Source organism: Loigolactobacillus binensis, assembly GCF_005405165.1.
In the GTDB taxonomy this organism is placed as follows: domain Bacteria; phylum Bacillota; class Bacilli; order Lactobacillales; family Lactobacillaceae; genus Loigolactobacillus; species Loigolactobacillus binensis.
Window position 1 is genome coordinate 1 of record NZ_BJDN01000016.1, and the last position, 18345, is coordinate 18345.

At 44.5% G+C, this 18345-nt stretch carries 16 protein-coding genes and 1 other RNA gene; 10 read left to right on the top strand and 7 right to left on the bottom strand.

Annotated features, from left to right (window positions below; genetic code table 11):
- The 5 genes from FFM78_RS08320 to mvk form a co-directional block, all read right to left on the bottom strand.
- Positions 1-284: helix-turn-helix domain-containing protein (locus tag FFM78_RS08320; protein WP_223877037.1), on the bottom strand; the 284-nt coding region annotated here is incomplete at its 3' end.
- A 73-nt stretch (positions 285-357) separates the two neighbouring features.
- Positions 358-1404: a type 2 isopentenyl-diphosphate Delta-isomerase gene (fni, locus tag FFM78_RS08325; protein WP_137637983.1), complete on the bottom strand. Its 1047-nt coding sequence runs from the start codon at positions 1402-1404 to the stop codon at positions 358-360.
- Positions 1405-1427: 23 nt separating this feature from the next.
- The gene (locus FFM78_RS08330; protein WP_137637984.1) at positions 1428-2501 is read right to left on the bottom strand and encodes a phosphomevalonate kinase; all 1074 of its coding nucleotides are present in this window, start codon (positions 2499-2501) and stop codon (positions 1428-1430) included.
- A gap of 117 nt (positions 2502-2618) precedes the next feature.
- A complete protein-coding gene (mvaD, locus tag FFM78_RS08335) occupies positions 2619-3593 on the bottom strand; it encodes a diphosphomevalonate decarboxylase (protein WP_137637985.1) in 975 nt (324 codons plus the stop codon).
- Complete coding sequence (mvk, locus tag FFM78_RS08340; protein ID WP_137637986.1) at positions 3586-4557, bottom strand: mevalonate kinase; 972 nt, start codon at positions 4555-4557, stop codon at positions 3586-3588. The genes mvaD and mvk overlap by 8 nt, the downstream gene beginning before the upstream one ends.
- A gap of 270 nt (positions 4558-4827) precedes the next feature.
- Here mvk and FFM78_RS08345 point away from each other — a divergent pair, with 270 nt between their 5' ends.
- The 6 genes from FFM78_RS08345 to nth all read left to right on the top strand — a co-directional run bounded on the left by FFM78_RS08345 (position 4828) and on the right by nth (position 12318).
- Positions 4828-7632: a helicase C-terminal domain-containing protein gene (locus FFM78_RS08345; RefSeq protein WP_137637987.1), complete on the top strand. Its 2805-nt coding sequence runs from the start codon at positions 4828-4830 to the stop codon at positions 7630-7632.
- A gap of 102 nt (positions 7633-7734) precedes the next feature.
- Positions 7735-8214 (top strand): cell wall elongation regulator TseB-like domain-containing protein, encoded by a 480-nt coding sequence (locus FFM78_RS08350; protein WP_137637988.1) that lies wholly within the window; start codon positions 7735-7737, stop codon positions 8212-8214.
- An 18-nt stretch (positions 8215-8232) separates the two neighbouring features.
- Positions 8233-9429 (top strand): pyridoxal phosphate-dependent aminotransferase, encoded by a 1197-nt coding sequence (locus FFM78_RS08355; protein WP_137637989.1) that lies wholly within the window; start codon positions 8233-8235, stop codon positions 9427-9429.
- A 110-nt stretch (positions 9430-9539) separates the two neighbouring features.
- Positions 9540-10838, top strand: a complete 1299-nt coding sequence (asnS, locus tag FFM78_RS08360) for an asparagine--tRNA ligase (RefSeq protein ID WP_137637990.1) — start codon at positions 9540-9542, stop codon at positions 10836-10838.
- Positions 10839-10917: 79 nt separating this feature from the next.
- The gene (locus FFM78_RS08365; RefSeq protein WP_137637991.1) at positions 10918-11646 is read left to right on the top strand and encodes a DnaD domain-containing protein; all 729 of its coding nucleotides are present in this window, start codon (positions 10918-10920) and stop codon (positions 11644-11646) included.
- A 15-nt stretch (positions 11647-11661) separates the two neighbouring features.
- Positions 11662-12318, top strand: a complete 657-nt coding sequence (gene nth / locus FFM78_RS08370; RefSeq protein ID WP_137637992.1) for an endonuclease III — start codon at positions 11662-11664, stop codon at positions 12316-12318.
- 57 nt (positions 12319-12375) lie between these two features.
- Here nth and FFM78_RS08375 read toward each other — a convergent pair whose 3' ends face one another.
- Both FFM78_RS08375 and recU read right to left on the bottom strand, forming a co-directional pair.
- A complete protein-coding gene (locus FFM78_RS08375) occupies positions 12376-14715 on the bottom strand; it encodes a PBP1A family penicillin-binding protein (protein ID WP_137637993.1) in 2340 nt (779 codons plus the stop codon).
- On the bottom strand, positions 14705-15349 hold the full coding sequence (gene recU / locus FFM78_RS08380) for a Holliday junction resolvase RecU (RefSeq protein ID WP_137637994.1): 645 nt from the start codon (positions 15347-15349) through the stop codon (positions 14705-14707). Before recU ends, FFM78_RS08375 begins: the two co-directional genes overlap by 11 nt.
- Positions 15350-15415: 66 nt before the next feature.
- Here recU and FFM78_RS08385 point away from each other — a divergent pair, with 66 nt between their 5' ends.
- The 4 genes from FFM78_RS08385 (at position 15416) to FFM78_RS08400 (ending at position 18101) form a co-directional block, all read left to right on the top strand.
- On the top strand, positions 15416-15988 hold the full coding sequence (locus FFM78_RS08385) for an SLOG family protein (protein WP_223877038.1): 573 nt from the start codon (positions 15416-15418) through the stop codon (positions 15986-15988).
- Between the two features lie 57 nt (positions 15989-16045).
- Entirely contained in the window at positions 16046-16396 is a 351-nt protein-coding gene (gene gpsB / locus FFM78_RS08390) for a cell division regulator GpsB (protein ID WP_137637996.1), read from the top strand.
- A 12-nt stretch (positions 16397-16408) separates the two neighbouring features.
- Positions 16409-16781, top strand: an RNA gene (rnpB, locus tag FFM78_RS08395) — RNase P RNA component class B.
- A gap of 189 nt (positions 16782-16970) precedes the next feature.
- Complete coding sequence (locus tag FFM78_RS08400) at positions 16971-18101, top strand: THUMP domain-containing class I SAM-dependent RNA methyltransferase (protein ID WP_137637997.1); 1131 nt, start codon at positions 16971-16973, stop codon at positions 18099-18101.
- The last annotated feature ends 244 nt before the right edge of the window (positions 18102-18345 follow it).

Genomic DNA, 18345 nt, shown 5'->3' on the forward strand with positions numbered 1-18345 from the left:
TGCCAGATTATTGAAGGGTGTTTAATTTTAAACCGCTTCGCAGTAGCAGGGTACGATGCTTTATTGATTAATCGCCAATTAATAACCTTTATTTTAAATGAATAATCGTAATAAGTCTTGTATTGCTTTTCAGCTAAGCTTTCTGGCCCAAATTGTTTAAGTCGCCGGTGCCATTCATACAGCGTTGCGGATCCTTTAATACCGTACTTTCTCATAATTTTTGATTGTGGAATTCCTTGAATTAATTCAAATACAGCCTTAATTTTTGTTTCTTTTGAAAACATGATAAAACCCCCAGATTTGGATTTCTCCAATTCTGGGGGTTCAGTTCAAGATTCCGATTAGGTTCTGCTTTTTTTATAGATGAATATGTCGTTGTGCGGCGTAGCTGAGTAGTTGCGGGCTAAAGATCAGCTCTGCTTTTTGAGGTAAGTCACTAACGCTGCGACAACCAAGCAAGGCAAAAATTAAGCGTAGTTGTTTGGCCCAATCGCTGAGCATTGTCTGCGTTGCGGCCAGACCGTTTTTTTGTAATTGATGTAAAATTGTACCCGCAATTCCAACTGCTTGTGCGCCTAACGCTAGCGCCTTAACAATATCCAAAGGTTGGCGAATACCGCCAGAAGCGTAGATCGTCAGCTGTTGCTGGTAAGTACGGCTTTCCAACAAAGATTCAACGGTGGATTGACCCCAGTCGCTGAGGTAGGCTAGTTCGTGCTGACTGCGGCGTGCATTTTCGATCGCTACGAAATTAGTCCCACCGCGGCCACCAAGATCGACGTGGCGTACGCCGGCAGTAATTAACTGACTAAGAGTTTGTTGACTCATACCGAAACCCACTTCTTTAACGATCACTGGTACCGGTAAGGCGGCCACTAATTGCCGAATATTATCTAGCCAGTAAAAACGTTGTTCACCTTCAGGCATTGTGATCTCTTGAGGCGTATTTAAATGTAGTTGTAGACCGTCAGCGTGGAGCATGGCAATCGCTTGTTTAGCCTGAGCTAAGCCGGCATCAGCACCTAAATTAGCCAAAACTAGACCATGGGGATTGGCCTGCCGAATCACTGCAAAACTATCTACCAACGCAGGCTCTTTTAAAGCGACACTTTGTGAACCGCTGGCCATCGGAATGTTTACCGCGGCGGCAATGGTGGCTAGCTGCTGATTAAGCACCAGCGTGTGGGGGCTACCGCCAGTCATCGCATTGATGTAGAAGGGGAGCGCTATTTTTTTATCCACCAATTTGCTGGTCAAGTCGACTTCATCTAAAGCAATTTCGGGTAAACTTTGGTGCACCAGCCGTAGCTGATCGAAATCATTTTGTTCAGTTGTTGGGTAGAACTTTTCGGCTAAAAAAACATGTTCATCCTTACGATGAGCATGTGCGGATAGCTTGGTCATTAAGGTCCCTCCTACGACATAAACTAAAGTGTGACGTTATGAACAGCCAAATCTAGTTGTTCGATCCCATTTTGTTCCCAGTCGGCTGCCAGTTGATGAGTTGGCTGCGCCGCATCTAAAATAGCAATGCCACAGTCACCACCACCAGCACCGGAAGACTTGGCCGCACCACCGAATTCTTCAGCTAAGTTACACATTTTTTTAAGCAGTGGTGTTTCAATGGATACGTGGCTAAAATCGCTAAGTTTTTGTAGCAATTGCCGATTACGTTTGATCTGAGCTTGGATCACCGCCAGATCTTTTTGTTTAAAACCAGCGATCATCATTTTCAAACACGCCGCACTTTGTTCCAAAAATTGTTGGTAAGCACGCCGTTTTTTGGCCTTCGCGATGGTGATCTTATCGACTAGCTGGGAAGTAGATGCCGGCGAGCCTGTCCAACCGATCATGAGTTGCAAGTTTTCTGGTGGAACCAACAAATCAATATTCAATTGCGGCCACTCTAAATTTAATAATTCGGTCAATGTAGATTCCCGGCGCACTGCTTGCAACCAATCACGATCGAAAGCTTGGTAGGCGATCCAGCCGCCATAAACGCTGGCCGCAATGTCGCCTAAGGAACCATTACCTTGAACATCTAGGTGGGCGATCGCCGCTAGTTTATAGAGCTTATCTTTACCAAGGGGAAGGTCATAGTAAGCTAACAAGGCCTTGATCGTCGCTACAGTCACTGCCGCTGAACTACCTAAACCGTATTTTTTACCGTCCGCTGAATCTAATTCGCTGTTGATTCGCAAATGATAAAGTGATAAATGTTTACCCGCCTCCAGCGCGTATTTTTCAGTTAAGCGAATTGCTGAAAGAATGTAATGAAATGGATTGTCCCGATTATCAAACACCATTTCATCGCCTTGACGTAACCAATAAAGCGAATTCTCTTGATATTGCTTGGACACAATACTACCAAAATCAGCGCTACTTTCGATACTTACCGTCACAAACTGATTCAATGCGACGATAACAGCAGGTAAACCAGTTTCAACAACTGCATATTCACCCGCGATATAAAGCTTGCCAGGGGCTTGAGCCGTTATCAAACAATCATTTCCTTTCAACCACAACAAATATGATGGCAGCGTGACTGCAGGTACTGTGCAAGCAAGTACCTGTCCACGTTTTAATTATTTAGTTTGGATGCATAACAGTGCATCAGATTACAAATAGCTGATTCCGGGGCCAGGTTGGGCCACCAATAAATGATCGGCAGCGAAGTGCTGGCGCAGTGCAGCAAGAATTGTTGGCGTTGCTTGAGCGGAACAAATCACTTTCACGTTAGGACCGGCATCCATAGTATAATAACAAGAAACCCCATTATTACGCAAGCCTTGCACAATTTCAATAGCCTGCAGCGTTTCCGGCTCAAAATATGTAAATGGCGGTGTAGCGCTAAGTGTGGTGGCATGCATTTTCATGGCGTTAGCTTCAGCTAATTGTCCGATTAAATTTAAATCTTTTTTAAGAATTGCTGTCTTCATGGCCTGCAGGTCTTTTTCGGCGCTGGCTGGCCAGGCCGGATAGTAAGGTGATGTTGCCACAACTTGCGCCATTCCCGCTCGACTGGCGATTTTTTTAGGGCGCGGGTCTAATAGGATCGCGATCATTTGAATATCGAAATCAATATGTTCTTGAAATGGAACTGCCTGGGAATCAGCATCGTTGTGGCCTTTTTGCCATTCAACGAAGCCGCCATAAATTGAACGTGTGGCAGAACCCGAGCCACGACGAGCCAACCGCGATAATGCTGGCCGGTCGAGCATTAGGCCAGCAGCTTTGCTGGCGGCGGCGGCCAAGGCAGCAAAACCAGAGGCTGAAGAGGCCAACCCGGCTGCTGTAGGCACATGATTAGTTGAGTTGACGTAGGCAAAGTCATCGCGGCCGACACGTTGGCGCACTAAGTCCAAGAAAGTACGAACTCGTTGACCAGCCATAGTCGTTTGTAACTGACCGTCAATTTTAATCTGATCCTGGGTCAATTCTGGAGCAAATTCAACAGTGGTGTCAGTGTAAAAAGGTTCTAGGGTCAATGAAAGGCTACTATTTTGCGGAATGATCAACTCAGCGTTAGCCTTGCCCCAATATTTAATTAAGGCAATATTTGTGTGTGCACGCGCGGTCACGGCTTTATTCATGGTCATACTCCTTATTAGTCGTTTGATTCAAATGGGCCAGCGGTTGGACCCAAGTTTGAGTGACACCTTCTGCAGCTAAAGCGGTCACTAGCCGATCGGTAGCGGCCTGATCAGCAGTCAAAGCAATAATACAGCCGCCACGACCGCCGCCCGTCAGTTTGGTCCCTAAGCTACCATTACGTTGCGCCACAAATACAAGATGATCAATTGTCTGATTGCTGACACCTAAAGTTTGCAAAATCAATTGGGCGGTGGTGAAGTTTTGTCCAACTTGAGCCAGTTGCTGAGAAGCAATGGCCTTGCGGGTGGATACAGCTAGTTCGGCTAGTTGATCCATGAAAACTTCAGTTTCTTGAGGAAAGTCGGCCATACGTTCACGAACTGTTGCGACGGCCGGACCAGTTTGTCCCCGAATACCACTGTCAGCGATCACTAAATTACCCTTTAAGTTGATCGGTAGATTATAGCTGGCCTGACCTTTAACGAACCAAATTGGTGCAGTTGAGCTAGTTGTCGCTGCATCCATACCACTAGGCGAGCCATGAGTCACTGTTTCGGCTATATTGGCCAGAGCCAATAATTTTGCTCGATTTATTTTTTTGTCAAAAAAATCGTATAGACTGCGAATCACCGCGATCGCTGTAGCTGCGGAAGAGCCCATACCGCGTTCTGCAGGAATCTCGCTGGTGATCGTCAATTTGAAACTGGCCTGTTGCTGATTGAAGCGGGCCAAAATTGTTTCGATCAATTTACGAATACCAGCAAAACTGGTGATCGCCCGGGTCAATGGTCCAGTATAGTAATTGCTTTCGATGAATTGACCTTCAGCAATAGCGGTGGTCGTTGCCGTTAATTTGACGGCAGTCAGTGGAATCACGATGGCCGGCTTGCCATAAACGGCGGCGTGTTCACCGATCAAAATAATTTTGGCGTTGCTTACACCGATGCCTTTTTTTAAAGTCATTGCGCCACTCTTTTCTATTCTAAAATTAGCGATTAATTGTTATTTTTAGCTTTGCGCTCATCAATAGTTTATACATTGTCGTGAATAAAGTAAATACCAGTCGTAAAGAGATGAAATAGCTTTCACAAAAAATTAAAGCATCATGGGCCAGCGATTGCCGTAACCGGCCGAAAATGCTACTATTTTTAATAGTATTCTACTGTTAGCCGAAAATGACGTCGTTTGCTTGACGTCTGCGTAAATTTAAAGAAAAGAGACTAGATGACGAGCATGAATAAAGACTCGATCTACGCCATCGTTGATTTAGAAACCACCGGCACCAGTGTAAAAAATGGTGATCGGATCATCCAATTTGGTTGTGCCTTGGTTCAACACGGTAAAATTATCGACCAAATTGCCCTTGATATTAATCCAGAACGAGAAGTACCTACAAATATTTTGCAACTGACCCACTTAACAACCAAACGATTAAAGGTGGCCCCCTATTTTGAAGATGTGGCGGGAACAATCCGGCAGTTGCTTCAAGACACGATTTTTGTGGCGCATAACGTTAATTTTGATTATCCTTTTTTAGACGCAGAATTGCAGCGGGTCGGCCAACCAGCATTGGGCTTAGCAGCAATTGATACTGTCGAGTTGGCCCAAGTATTACTACCGACCGCAGTTAGTTATCGGCTCAGTGATCTAACGCAATTATTGGCCATTGAGCACACAAATCCGCATCAGGCCGATAGTGATGCTGTGGTTACCGCACAGCTTTTTATTGCCTTAAGTCAGCGCCTAGCCAACTTACCTTTAGTGACGCGCCAGGCCTTAGCTAAATGTGCGACACGTTCTGCACGTGAAACTGGCGCTTTCTATACGTTATACGCCCAACAGGATGCCGCAGTACTGCCAGATTACTTATATGTTAGCCATGGGCTAGCATTGCGTAAAAAGGCGGTGCCGGCTACGCGGTTAACTACCGCCACCCGAGAATATCCGGCTAGCGATGCCGCTAAAAAACATTATTTGCAACCTTTACTGAAATGGCGCAAAACGCAAGGTAAAATGATGGATATCATTTACACTAACTATGCACAGCAACCACAGCCGTTGATTTTAGAAGCAGCCACTGGTTTAGGTAAATCGTTAGGTTATTTGTTGCCATTTAGTTTCCGTTTGCAAGGACAGCAACAATTAGTGGTTAGTACTTCAACGGCAGTGCTGCAGACCCAATTTGTGCAACAAACAGTTCCGTTGTTGAATCAATTACTGGATATCGATCTACAAGCGGCCATTGTCAAAAGCCCGCAACACTACATTGATCTAGCCAAATTTAGTCAGGCCTTAGCAGTGGCCGATAAGGTCAAACAAGTTCAATTGTTGAAAATGCAATTATTGGTTTGGCTGACTATGACCAAAACCGGTGATTTTGCTGAATTACATTTAACGACTTATCACTCGCCGCTATTTGCTGAGATCAATCATCATAGTCATGAAGTGATCGCCGCTGATAATCCGTTTAACGCCGATGATTTTTGGCTGGCAGCGCGTAAACAACAACAGCAAGCTGATGTTTTAGTCACTAACCACGCGTTTTTAAGCCAGCACGCTACGGACACCAATTTTTTCCCTACAGGTAGCTTTTTGGTAGTGGATGAAGCGCAACAATTTCCCGCTGCGGCCTTAAAAGCTAGCAGTCAACAATTGATTGGTGGGGCGATCATGCAGGTAGTCAAGCATTTGCATAAAACTTTGAATGGTGCGGAAAAGCAACCGACGTTAGCCAGTTTACTAGCTGCCGATCCAGTGGCACGCTATAATGTGGTATCGCTGGATTATGGGCTTAATCAGTTTGGTCAATTATTATTACAGTTACAGCAACAGTTATTCACTGATTTTATTGCTGATCAAATACCAGTTGAACAGCGCAAGGGCTTCATTGAACGGGCCTTGGCGCCAGAAGAGTTGGCGACTTGGGTAGAAACGAATTATGGTGCTGGCCAGAAATTACGGCGGTTATTGAATGATTGTTTGTTGCTAGCTGATAAATTACGCCAGCGTTTATTGGTTGAGCAAGCCAGTTGGCTATTAAGTGAACAAAAACTATGGTTGGATTTCAGCCAACAAGTTCACCAATTGCTACAAGTGCGCCATTTGTTACGGGAAGTTTTTGCACAATTGGCGCAACCTAGTGGGGGGCAATTAGTTTGGTTGACTATGAAGGACTATGGCGATATCAGTAGTTTGACGCTTCAACTAAGTCGTTTGGATATCACACCGTTAATGCAGCAACTACTGACACATTTTGCACCGCCTGTGTTCACCGGAGCGACGTTGACGGTGGGCCATAAATTTGATTACTTTAAGCGGCAAATGGGGCTGACGGATACCGCCGTAGTGGAGAAACGCTTTGCCAGTCCGTTTCGTTATAAGCGGCAGGCGGCTTTTTTCGTGGTCAACGATGGCCCCGCAATTCGTGGTGCGGCCGATCATGCTTACACTAACTACGTGGCGCGTGCCGTTTATCAACTGACCCGGGATAATCAGCGGCAAACTTTAGTTTTGTTTAATTCATTGCAGATGATCGCCGAAGTTTACCGTGCGCTGCTGCAAACTGATCTGCCCCTGCAGCGGGAAATTTTTGCGCAGGGGATGACCGGTAGCAAAGAACGGATCACCAAACGCTTTAGTCTAAGTCAACGGGGAATTTTATTAGGTGCCGGCAGTTTTTGGGAAGGAATCGATCTGCCCAAGGAAGCACTGGAACAATTGGTGATCGCGCGGCTGCCATTTGCGGCACCAGATGGTATCGTCACTAAGGCACGTTACCAGCAGTTAACCGCGGCTAAAATGAATCCTTTCTTTAAGGAGGCGTTGCCGCAAGCCACACTACGTTTACGCCAGGGCTTCGGCCGCTTGATTCGCACTAGCGCTGACTACGGCGTGATGGTGGTTCTGGATGATCGGATCGTCACCACCAGTTATGGCAAACGGATGTTGAAAACATTACCGGCTTCATTACCCAAAACAACCGCAAGCCTGGTTGAGGTGGCAGCAGCGACCACAGAATTCTTCGCAAGAAAAGTTTAAATTTTTCAAGCTAATTCTGCGGTAAAAATCTGCTATAATAATTGTGTATCGTCTGCGCTATGGCAGCGGTAGATCACTTAATTTGCAACTAGAGGGGAAATCATGCGGAAACATTGGAAATCATATAGTCTAATTGGCGTACTTTTATTGTTGATCGTCAGTGCCTTATTTATCTATCATGCGGCTAATAAGCCAGCAGTGACAGCTAAACGTGAAGCAGTTGCGCTTGCTGAAAAATACGCTCACGTGACGACAGTAGATGATTTTTATTGGTTCAACCATAAGCACAGCTATTTAACCGTCGCGGGGCAAACTAAACAGCATCAGGCTGTTTTCGTGATTGTGGCCCAAAAGGGTGGCAAAATCACCGTGCTAAATCAAAGTGCAGGTATTTCTCGCAATACTGCATTAAAACGGGTTTGGCGAACACAAGCACCTAAGAAAGTTTATAATGCAACTCTAGGTATTTACCAAAAAAAACCGGTGTGGGAGATCGCCTTTGTGGATAAAAACGGTCAGTTAGGTTACCAAACATTGGCTTTTAAAACTGGTGAATCGGTTAAGCTTATCAAAAATCTATAGGTTTGGGAGTGGTGACACATGGCACTATCGAAAAATGTAATGAAGGTTCAACCATCCGCAACATTGGCGATGTCGGCTAAAACTAAAGAAATGATCGCTAAAGGGGTAGATGTGATCAATTTATCAATTGGGCAACCTGATTTTGTCACGCCAAAATACATTCAAGATGCGGCAATTGCAGCAATTCGTTCTGGTAAAACCAGCTTTTATACGCCAGCCAGCGGGTTACCAGAATTAAAAACAGCGATCGGTCAACGAATCGAAGCTGAAACGGGTGTCCATTATGATAATAAGCAAATTATCGCAACCACTGGGGCTAAGTTTGCACTATATTTGATTTTTCAAGTGATCTTAAATCCAGATGATGAGGTTCTATTGCCGGCACCATTTTGGGTCAGCTACGCCGAACAAGTTCATTTAGCTAGTGGCCAGCCGGTAGCGGTTAAAACCACTGGGGCGGGGCATAAAGCCACAGTAGAAGATCTGGAACAGGCACGGACATCGAAAACTAAAGCTTTAGTTTTGAACTCGCCACAGAATCCTTCTGGCTTGATCTACACTAAAGAAGAATTGACTGCCATCGGTAATTGGGCAGTTGCACATGATATTTTATTGGTTTCCGACGAAATTTACAGTAATTTAGTTTACAACGGTAATCAATTTGTATCGGCGGTTAGTTTAGGCGAAACGATTCAGAAAAATACGTTGCTTGTGACGGGGGTTTCTAAGACCTACGCCATGACCGGGTGGCGAATGGGCTACGTTTTAGGCGATGCGGCGATCGTTAAGGCGATGGGGACAGTGGCCAGTCATGCGACAGGTAATCCAACCGCTGTCAGTCAATACGCAACAATTGCGGCCTTATCGGGCAGTCAAGCTGATGCAGAAAAAATGCGCCAGGCTTTTGAACAACGCTTGAATTTACTTTATCCTAAAATCCAAAGCTTACCCGGTTTTGCGCTGGCGGAAAAACCACAAGGGGCCTTTTACTTGTTTCCTAATGTTAAACAAGCAGTTGCGTTATGTGGTTATTCAACTACTGAGGCTTTCGTTGATGCCCTGTTGGAAGAAGCTAATGTAGCCGTAGTACCAGGCCGGGCCTTTGGACAGCCTGACAATATTCGGATCAGTTACGCAACGGACCAAGCTTCGTTGGATGAGGCTTATCGGCGAATTGCTGCATTTATTCAGGCTAAAAGTAGTACCGAGGCTTAGTGACTGATGATAGTGAAGTGGGGGGGTCATGTTTCAACTGGCGGTTTTTGCCAAGTTAAATGGCCACCGCTACGAACAACCTAAATAGTGAGATAGGGGAAATTTTTTAAATGGTTCAACAAATTAATATTATTGACGCAAAAAATCATGTTGATGAAGCCGTAAAAATCGGTGTTTGGTTAACCGATAAACGGTCGAGTGGGAAAATTGCTTTTTTACAATTGCGTGATGGGACGGCTTTTTTTCAAGGTGTATTGGTTAAAAGTGCAGTCAGCGAAGAAATCTTTCAATTGGCTAAACAATTACATCAGGAAGCTAGTTTTTGGGTGTACGGAACGATCCATGAAGATAGTCGGTCCAAATTCGGTTACGAGATCGAAATTTCTAATTTGGAATTAGTCGGCGAAAGTGAAGGCTATCCGATCACACCGAAGGAACATGGGATCGACTTTCTATTAGATCACCGCCATCTATGGCTCCGTTCGCGGCGGCCATTTGCTATTATGAAGATTCGAAATGAAGTCATCCGGGCTAGCTATCAATTTTTCAACGCGCGCGGTTTTATCAAAATGGATGCACCAATTTTAACTGGCAGTGCACCAGAAGGCACAACAGAATTATTTCATACTGAGTACTTCGGTCGGGATGCTTATTTATCCCAAAGTGGGCAGCTTTACGCTGAAGCTGGTGCATTAGCCTTTGATAAAGTCTTTACTTTTGGCCCTACTTTTCGGGCTGAAGAATCGAAAACGCGGCGCCATTTGATTGAATTTTGGATGTTGGAACCTGAAATGGCGTTTATGCATCAAGAAGAAAGCCTACAGATCCAGGAAGAGTACGTGGCTTATTTGGTACAAAATGTGCTCGATCATTGTGATTATGAATTAGATCTGTTAGCACGCGACAAGGAAGTGTTGAAACGGTATACTAAATTGCCGTACCAGCGGATCAGTTATGATGATGCGATCACAATGTTGCAAAAAAATAATTTCAAGGTTGAGTGGGGCATTGACTTTGGCTCGCCAGAAGAGACCTTCCTAGCTGATCAATTTGAACAGCCTGTCTTTGTTTTAAACTACCCGAAAAAAATCAAGCCGTTTTACATGAAGCCACACCCAACCCGGGATGATGTAGTGATCTGTGCTGATTTATTAGCACCAGAAGGCTATGGTGAAATTATTGGTGGTAGCGAACGGGCAACTGATTATAATTACTTGTTGGAACAGATCAAACAGGCTGGCTTGGATCCAAAAGAGTACAGCTGGTATTTGGATCTGCGTAAGTATGGTAGCGTGCCTCACGCTGGTTTTGGTTTAGGCTTGGAGCGGGTCTTAACATGGATCTGCGGCGTCGATCATGTGCGTGAAACGATTCCGTTCCCACGTTTGTTGAATCGTATTTACCCGTAAGTTATCAAAGAAGCGCCGGCTAAGTGGACAAAGGTCTGTTCAATGGCGGCGCTTTTTTGTTTAAGAAAAGGATGGCAGTATGGACGATACCTTTATGCAACAATTTATTAACGCTGGACAGACAACCGTGTCCAGTCTGTTGCTGGCTCATTTCCATGAGTTGGGCATCACCAATGATGAGTTTTTAGTTTATTTAGAATTAAAAAGTTTTTATGATGCTGGTAATCATTTTCCGGAGATGGCAACGATTGCTAAACGTTTACGTCTTTCCAGCACTCAAGTGTACCAAATTATCCACCGGATGATCCAAAAGAAGGTACTGACCATTGATACGACCCAGGATGCACAAGGCCGCAGTCAAGATCAGTATGATTTTGCCTTGCTGTACCGTAAGTTGGCGACCTATTTAACGCAGCAAAAACAGGCAGTGAGTGTGGAAAAAAGTAATGACACCCGGCAACAGCTATTTGAACAGATCGAAACTGAATTTGGTCGCCCGCTATCTCCAATCGAATATGAAACAATTGCGGCTTGGTTGGATCAGGATCATTATCAAGCCGAGATTGTGGCGTTGGCATTACGTGAGGCAGTTTTGAATCAGGCTTACAGTTTGAAGTACATGGATCGGATTCTATTAAGTTGGGAACGCAAGCATCTGACTACCAAACAGCAAATTCAGCAGGAACAAAACAAGCGGCAGCAACGACAACAACCGAATACCAGCGCTGCTGCTAAACCGACCAGCGCTATTCCGCAGATCCCGATGTACAATTGGGCGGATCCAGCGGATGATGATAAGCAATCATAAAAGGAGGTTGAGGGGATGTTAACCAAGCAACAGATTCAAGCAGCTGTCGCCGTTATGAGTAAAATGTTTCCTGACGCGCAGCCATCATTAGATGCACGAACCCCATTTCAGTATATGATCTCGGTGATGTTAAGTGCGCAAGCGACTGATATTTCAGTTAACAAAGTGACCCCGCAATTATTTAAAGATTATCCGGATCCACAAACGATGGCTGCTGCCAGTGAAGTAGCATTACAGGCGGATATCCATAGTATTGGTTTGTACCGCAACAAAGCAAAGCATATGAAAGCAGCTAGTGAAGCCTTGTTACGGGACTTCAATGGGGTGGTTCCGCACACCCGCAATGAGTTAATGCGATTACCTGGCGTTGGCCGAAAAACTGCGGATGTGGTATTAGCGGATGCGTTTGGCATTCCTGCTTTTGCAGTGGATACACATGTGACCCGCGTGACTAAGCGCTTAAGAATGGTGCCGCAAAAAGCCACAGTATTGGAAATCGAACAGCGTATGATGCAGATGATGCCCGAGGCACAATGGGTGGCCACGCACCACACAATGATTTATTTTGGTCGTTATCAGTGTTTGGCCCGAGCACCTAAATGTGAACAGTGCCCGTTACTAGATATTTGCGCTGAAGGGCAACAGCGGCTTGGTTTAAAACAAGCCAACTAAACAAAAAAGCCTGATTGCTTTGCACATGGTGTGCAGCGGTCAGGCTTTTTTGATGGGTTAACTATTTGTGTTACTAGTAGGTGCGGTGCTGCTTTGTCCCGTGCTGGGGGTGGCGCTGGTAGCTGAACTTTGCTCAGTTGCCGAACTACTTGACGCTTCCGTCGGTGTAGAAGAGGAGCTTTCTGTTGGTTGACTGGAAGACTCGATTGCTGAACTGGAAGCACTGCTGACGGTGGAGCTAAAACTACTGCTGGCTAAGCTAGAGCTGCTGCTACTAACACTGCTAGTTGATTTTGATGACGTTTTTTTGCTCGAGCCAGTACTGCTGGCTGTAGTAGTCGGTTGGGTCCCACGAACAAATAACTCGCGGGTAACTTGACTACTGGAAGCGCCACTAGCAGCTAATTGGGCGGGATTAGAGCCTTTCAAAATATTAGCGGCGACCACACTACTAGGTTTAGTCCAATTTTTGTTGCTGGCATTGGTTTCGGAATTGGTGTACTGCATTAATTCGCGGTAAATACTGCTGGCAATTTGTTGTTCTGTCGCGGTCAGCCCATGTTGTTGTGGTTGATCGTAGCCAGTCCAAACCGAGATCGCGTAATTTTTAGAATAGCCAGTGAACCAGGAATCCTTTGATAAACTACTGGAAATTGCTGTGTTATTATTTAACTCGGCGCTGGAATAATCGGTGGTCCCTGTTTTACCGGCTTGGTGCAAGCCGCTGATCTGTGCATTAGTACCAGTACCTGATGAGATCACATCTTTTAAAACGTCAGTGATCATATAGGCGGTGGAGGACTTCATTGCCCGCTTGCCTTGAGGATCAAAGGTCTCACTGGTGCCATCAGGCTTATCAATTTTACTGACTAAATAGGGCTTGTAGTAGGTGCCCCCGTTGGCAAAAGCAGCATAACCAGCTGCTTCTTGTAGACTGGAAACATCGGCCCCAATTGCATTTTGTAATTCCAAGGTTTTTGAGAAGCTAACGCCTAAACCCTTAATAAATTTAGTGGCCTTAGGGATACCAACCTTGTCTAAAGTTCGAACTGCGGGTACGTTACGGGACTGAGCCAGAGCAGTTCGCAATGAGATCTGGCCAAGATATTTAAAGTCCCAATCATATAATTGAGTCGATGTTCCTGCATAGGTGTAGGCGGTATCTTGCATTTGCTGGTAAGTGGAATAATTTAAATATTCGATTGCCGGTCCGTAGTCTAACATCGGTTTAATGGTCGAGCCACTGCTACGGGTTGTTTGCACCGCACGATTTAGGCCAAATTGAACATTACCTGTCTTGCGGCCACCGATCATTGCGGTGACTTTCCCGGTTTTAACGTCGGTCATCGTGACCCCGGTTTGTAGGAGATTATCAGGAAAACTAACGTAATTGTCAGTGTTAACGATATCGTATAAACGTTGCTGCGCCTTTAGATTTAAATTAGTATAAATCTTTAAGCCATCGGTATAAGGATTTAAGCCGGTTTTCTTTTTAACTTCCGCAACAACCTGACTGACGTAAGCATCGGTCACATTATCAGTAGCCGTGTTGGTCTGCTTTTTCTGATCGACTAGGCCTTCTGTGATTGGCACTGCTTCAGCAGTTTTTGCTTGTTGGGAACTGATCTTTTTGTTAGCAACCATGGATTGAAGAACGATATTGCGCCGTGCTTTAGCGGCACTCGGATTAACGTAAGGATCGTATGTGTTGGGTGCTTGTGGCATACCAGCGATCAAGGCAAGTTGCGCCAAGTCCAGTTGCTTTAATGACTTATTGTAATAGTATTGTGCTGCTGTGCCCATTCCGTACACACCGTTAGCCAACGGAACTTTATTGATATAAAATTCTAAAATTTGATTTTTTGAATAAGAACGATCAACTTTAATAGCTAACCAGGCTTCTTGAGCTTTACGTTTTAACGTTTGATCAGATTGCTTGGTTGAGAAAACTGCTAATTTGACTAATTGTTGGGTCAAGGTACTACCACCTTGTAAGCCGGAACTACCTGTCATATTGGCATAAGCGGCTCCGAGTATCCGTACTGGATCGATCCCAAAGTTAGAATAGAAACGGCGATCTTCAGTAGAAATAATGGCATCCTTTAAGGTTTGCGGTACTTCACTACCAGATGCATAACTACGATTTTCCACGCCTAGCGTACGGATCTTAGTTCCTGCGCTATCGTAAATCACTGAAGAAGATTGACTTGATAGTTGTGCCTGCGTTATTTTAGGTGCGCTCATTGCGTAATAAGTGAACAAACCGGCACCTGCGATCAGAAAAACAACGAATAAGGCAAGTAGCCACAAAAAAATACGGCGAATGGGATGACGCTTTTTAGGCTTTTTTGCCACGGATTTATGGCGGGCAACGCGTGATTGATTGTTATTGGCCATGATGATCTCCTTTTTGAATAGTTAACGAAGCAATTAATTGATCAACTGCACCGAGATAGGGAATTCGTGGTTTCAAAGCATAGTGTACTTCAAAGCCACCTGTTTCGATCTGACTTAACGGAATTGATTTGCGCCCACCAGAAGCCTGCTGATCCCAGTAAACGATCAAAGGTGAGGCGGGATAGATGAAAAGTCGATCTAAACTAACGAAACGCATGATCACAAAACAGATCCCGGCCTGGCGCAAACAGCGCCGCATGTGTTCAATTTGATGATCATGGAAGTTTTTCAACGGGAAGCTGGCTATATTCTTAGTTTCTTTGGCTTCAAAGTCAAGGTAATAACCGCGATAAACGCCATTATAATCCGTAGTCGAGGGTTGGCGAAAGTAAGCTTCCTTGATCACGGCAGCACTGCGCTTAGGGTAGTCGACCTTGACGATCTGTAACGGGATCGGTTTTTTATAGACAACCGCCAAATCACGGGCGCGGTAAAATTGATTACTTTCATTGATCTCCTCTTCTAATGACATGCCACGATTATCAAAGCGAGTACGGCTGCGCGGCATTTGCTTTTTAGGCTGGGCTTTGGCATCATTATGGTAGAGGTTGCCATTTGGATAATGAAACGGCATATAATCACACTCCTAAGCCTTTATTATAGCAATTACCAACGTTTTTTGAAATAAAATTAAGAAGGGATGCTTATGCGGTTGTGGGTAACAGGTTACCGCAGTTATGAACTCGGCGTTTTCGGCGCCAACGAACCAAAGTTAAAAATTATTAAAGCTGCCTTAAAGGCCAGATTAATCGACCAATTTGAGCAACATTTGGCGTGGGTGATCAGTGGCGGTCAATTAGGGACGGAGCAATGGAGCTTAGAAGTGGCCAACGCGTTAAAAAAAGACTATCCCGAATTACAAACGGCAATGATGCTTCCCTTTGCTGATTTTGGTCAGAATTGGAATGAAACTAACCAAACCACTTTAGCTGCCTTGCGTGCGCAAGTGGATTTTTCAGCGGCTGTTAGTGATAAGCCCTATCATTCGCCACAACAATTAAGAAATTATCAAGAATTTATGTTGACCCATACAGATGGGGCCTTATTATTATATGATGAAACTGCACCGGGAAAAGTCCACTATACAGTGGCGGCGATTCAGCGCTATCAAGCGCAGCATGATTACCCATTGACCTTACTGGACTTTGATGAATTACAAGATGCGGCAAATAATTATCAAGAACAGCAAGAAAATGGTTTTCAAGCGGAATAAACTTTGCTATACTATTAACAGTCATGTTAATGACAACGCGCAATGAGGTGTATTGAAATGGATAATTTAAATTTTACAACTCAAGATATTCTCCAGAAAGAGTTTAAAACGAAGATGCGGGGCTATGATCCTGCTGAAGTCGATGAATTTCTGGATCAAGTGATCAAAGACTATGAAGCCTATGATGCTAAAGTCGATGAGTTAGCGGGTAATAATCAACGCTTACGGTCACGTAATGATGAGTTGACCAAGCAGGTCACGGTGAACAAGAATGTTCAAAGTGCTCAGCCTAATCCAACAGTAACTAACTTTGATATCTTGAAGCGTTTATCTAATCTGGAACGCCACGTTTTTGGGGCTAAGTTAGATGATAACAATCAAGATGGTCCACGCAAGTTAAATAGTTAATTAACTGGTGTAAACTTCGGGTGATCGCGGTCTACTTTTGTAGGCTGAGGAAAGTCCATGCCCGCACAAGCTGCGATGCTTGTAGTGTTCGTGCTTAGCCCAATAAGCTAAGGTACCGGGATAACCGGTAACGGCGGAGAACATTGCTAAGGAGTAATCTATGCAATTAATATCCTGAAAAGTGCCACAGTGACGATACAGTTTGGAAACAAATTGTTTGGAACGGGTAAACCCCGCGAGCGAGTAACCCAAACTTATGGTAGGGGCGCTTCATGTATGGAAATGAACGACGCATGGAGGCAGATCTTCGTATCTGTAGATAGATGATTGCCCTCACTGGTTGTGTTCCTGAGCCAATCAGTGAGACAAAACATGGCTTACAGAGGTTTACACCTTATCAGGAGACCCTTCATTTCGATGGAGGGTCTTTTTTTTGAAAGTGCGTTAGGTGGGTTGAATGAGCGCCTTATTGGGTCACAGTTGAGGAGATCAGGTTTGATTACTTGCTTTAAAGATCAACAAGAAGTATTTCTATTGAAGTCATTAATTCTAATAAATAAAATGAGGTAAAAAAATGACAACATTTAATTTAATTGCAACTACTGCTAGTGGCATTGAGGCTTTAGCAGCCAATGAACTAAAGGCGCTAGGTTATCATGGCCAAACTGAAAACGGCCGAATTCGTTTTAGTGGTGATCTAAAAGACATTATTCGAACTAATCTATGGCTGCGGACTGCCGATCGGATCAAGATCATTGTCGGTGAGTTCGATGCGGTTACTTTTGATGACTTATTCGAGCAGGTCAAGGCCTTACCCTGGGATGATTATTTGCCGTTAGATGCTGAGTTCCCGGTAGCAGGGCGGTCGATCAAATCAAAATTATTTAGTGTGCCTGATGTCCAGCGTTTAACTAAAAAAGCAATTGTTGAGAAAATGAGTCAAGTTTACCACCGGCGGGGTCGTTTGCCCGAAACTGGTGCACTGTTTGCCCTGGAGGTCAGTCTTCTGAAGGATCACGTCATGCTGACTTTGGACACCACTGGCCCCAGTTTATTCAAACGTGGTTACCGCGTAGAAAAGGGTGACGCGCCATTGAAGGAAAATATGGCGGCCGCATTGGTTGCCATCACTAACTGGCACACTGATATGCCATTTTTAGATCCTGTTTGCGGTTCAGGTACGATTCCTATTGAAGCAGCGTTGAAGGGCTTGAACATTGCACCCGGCTTAAAACGCGCTTTTTCCTTTGAGGGCTGGGATTGGGTCGATGCCGCATTGGTTGCCACACAGCGTGCCGCAGCGGCCGCAGCGCGCCGAGACGACGTAGTGCTGGATATTATGGGGGCTGATATTGATGGCAGCATGATCGATATTGCCAAATTAAACGCTAACGAGGCTGGTGTGTTACATGATATCGATTTTAAGCAATTAGCGGTTAAAGATTTTCATACGGACAAGGTGAACGGAGTGATCGTTGCTAATCCACCATACGGGGAGCGCTTAAGCGACGCCGAAGCAGTTCATCGACTATACGCACAAATGGGTGAGGTTTACCGGCCGTTAACTAGTTGGAGTAAGTATATTTTGACCAGTGATTTACAATTTGAGTCCTATTACGGTGAAAAGGCAACTAAACGACGGAAGCTCTATAATGGGGCTCTGCGGACTGATTTCTTCCAGTACTGGGGTAAACGCGTCCACTAAACTAATTTTTTTAATAATTTAGGGCTAACGTTGAGTGTCAATAAAAAAGTTACTTTAACTTAACAATAAAAAAACAAAAACCAATACTATAAAACCATTAACTACCACCATCTAAAAAGTCACTTATAAGTTAAGTGACTTTTTGTTTGCCATAAACATTATTAATTTTAAAAAAATCATTACTTTTGTTGACTTACTAAAAGTAAGCTGATATAGTATAAATCATCAACTATTAAGGAGTGTC

What these genes read in the sequence shown, in the direction of transcription:
- fni (WP_137637983.1), bottom strand. Translation starts at nt 1,404, where the DNA reads ATGACCAAGCTATCCGCACATGCTCATCGTAAGGATGAACATGTTTTT.
- mvaD (WP_137637985.1), bottom strand. Translation starts at nt 3,593, where the DNA reads ATGAATAAAGCCGTGACCGCGCGTGCACACACAAATATTGCCTTAATT.
- mvk (WP_137637986.1), bottom strand. Translation starts at nt 4,557, where the DNA reads ATGACTTTAAAAAAAGGCATCGGTGTAAGCAACGCCAAAATTATTTTG.
- FFM78_RS08345 (WP_137637987.1), top strand. Translation starts at nt 4,828, where the DNA reads ATGAATAAAGACTCGATCTACGCCATCGTTGATTTAGAAACCACCGGC.
- FFM78_RS08350 (WP_137637988.1), top strand. Translation starts at nt 7,735, where the DNA reads ATGCGGAAACATTGGAAATCATATAGTCTAATTGGCGTACTTTTATTG.
- FFM78_RS08355 (WP_137637989.1), top strand. Translation starts at nt 8,233, where the DNA reads ATGGCACTATCGAAAAATGTAATGAAGGTTCAACCATCCGCAACATTG.
- asnS (WP_137637990.1), top strand. Translation starts at nt 9,540, where the DNA reads ATGGTTCAACAAATTAATATTATTGACGCAAAAAATCATGTTGATGAA.
- FFM78_RS08365 (WP_137637991.1), top strand. Translation starts at nt 10,918, where the DNA reads ATGGACGATACCTTTATGCAACAATTTATTAACGCTGGACAGACAACC.
- nth (WP_137637992.1), top strand. Translation starts at nt 11,662, where the DNA reads ATGTTAACCAAGCAACAGATTCAAGCAGCTGTCGCCGTTATGAGTAAA.
- FFM78_RS08375 (WP_137637993.1), bottom strand. Translation starts at nt 14,715, where the DNA reads ATGGCCAATAACAATCAATCACGCGTTGCCCGCCATAAATCCGTGGCA.
- recU (WP_137637994.1), bottom strand. Translation starts at nt 15,349, where the DNA reads ATGCCGTTTCATTATCCAAATGGCAACCTCTACCATAATGATGCCAAA.
- FFM78_RS08385 (WP_223877038.1), top strand. Translation starts at nt 15,416, where the DNA reads ATGCTTATGCGGTTGTGGGTAACAGGTTACCGCAGTTATGAACTCGGC.
- gpsB (WP_137637996.1), top strand. Translation starts at nt 16,046, where the DNA reads ATGGATAATTTAAATTTTACAACTCAAGATATTCTCCAGAAAGAGTTT.
- FFM78_RS08400 (WP_137637997.1), top strand. Translation starts at nt 16,971, where the DNA reads ATGACAACATTTAATTTAATTGCAACTACTGCTAGTGGCATTGAGGCT.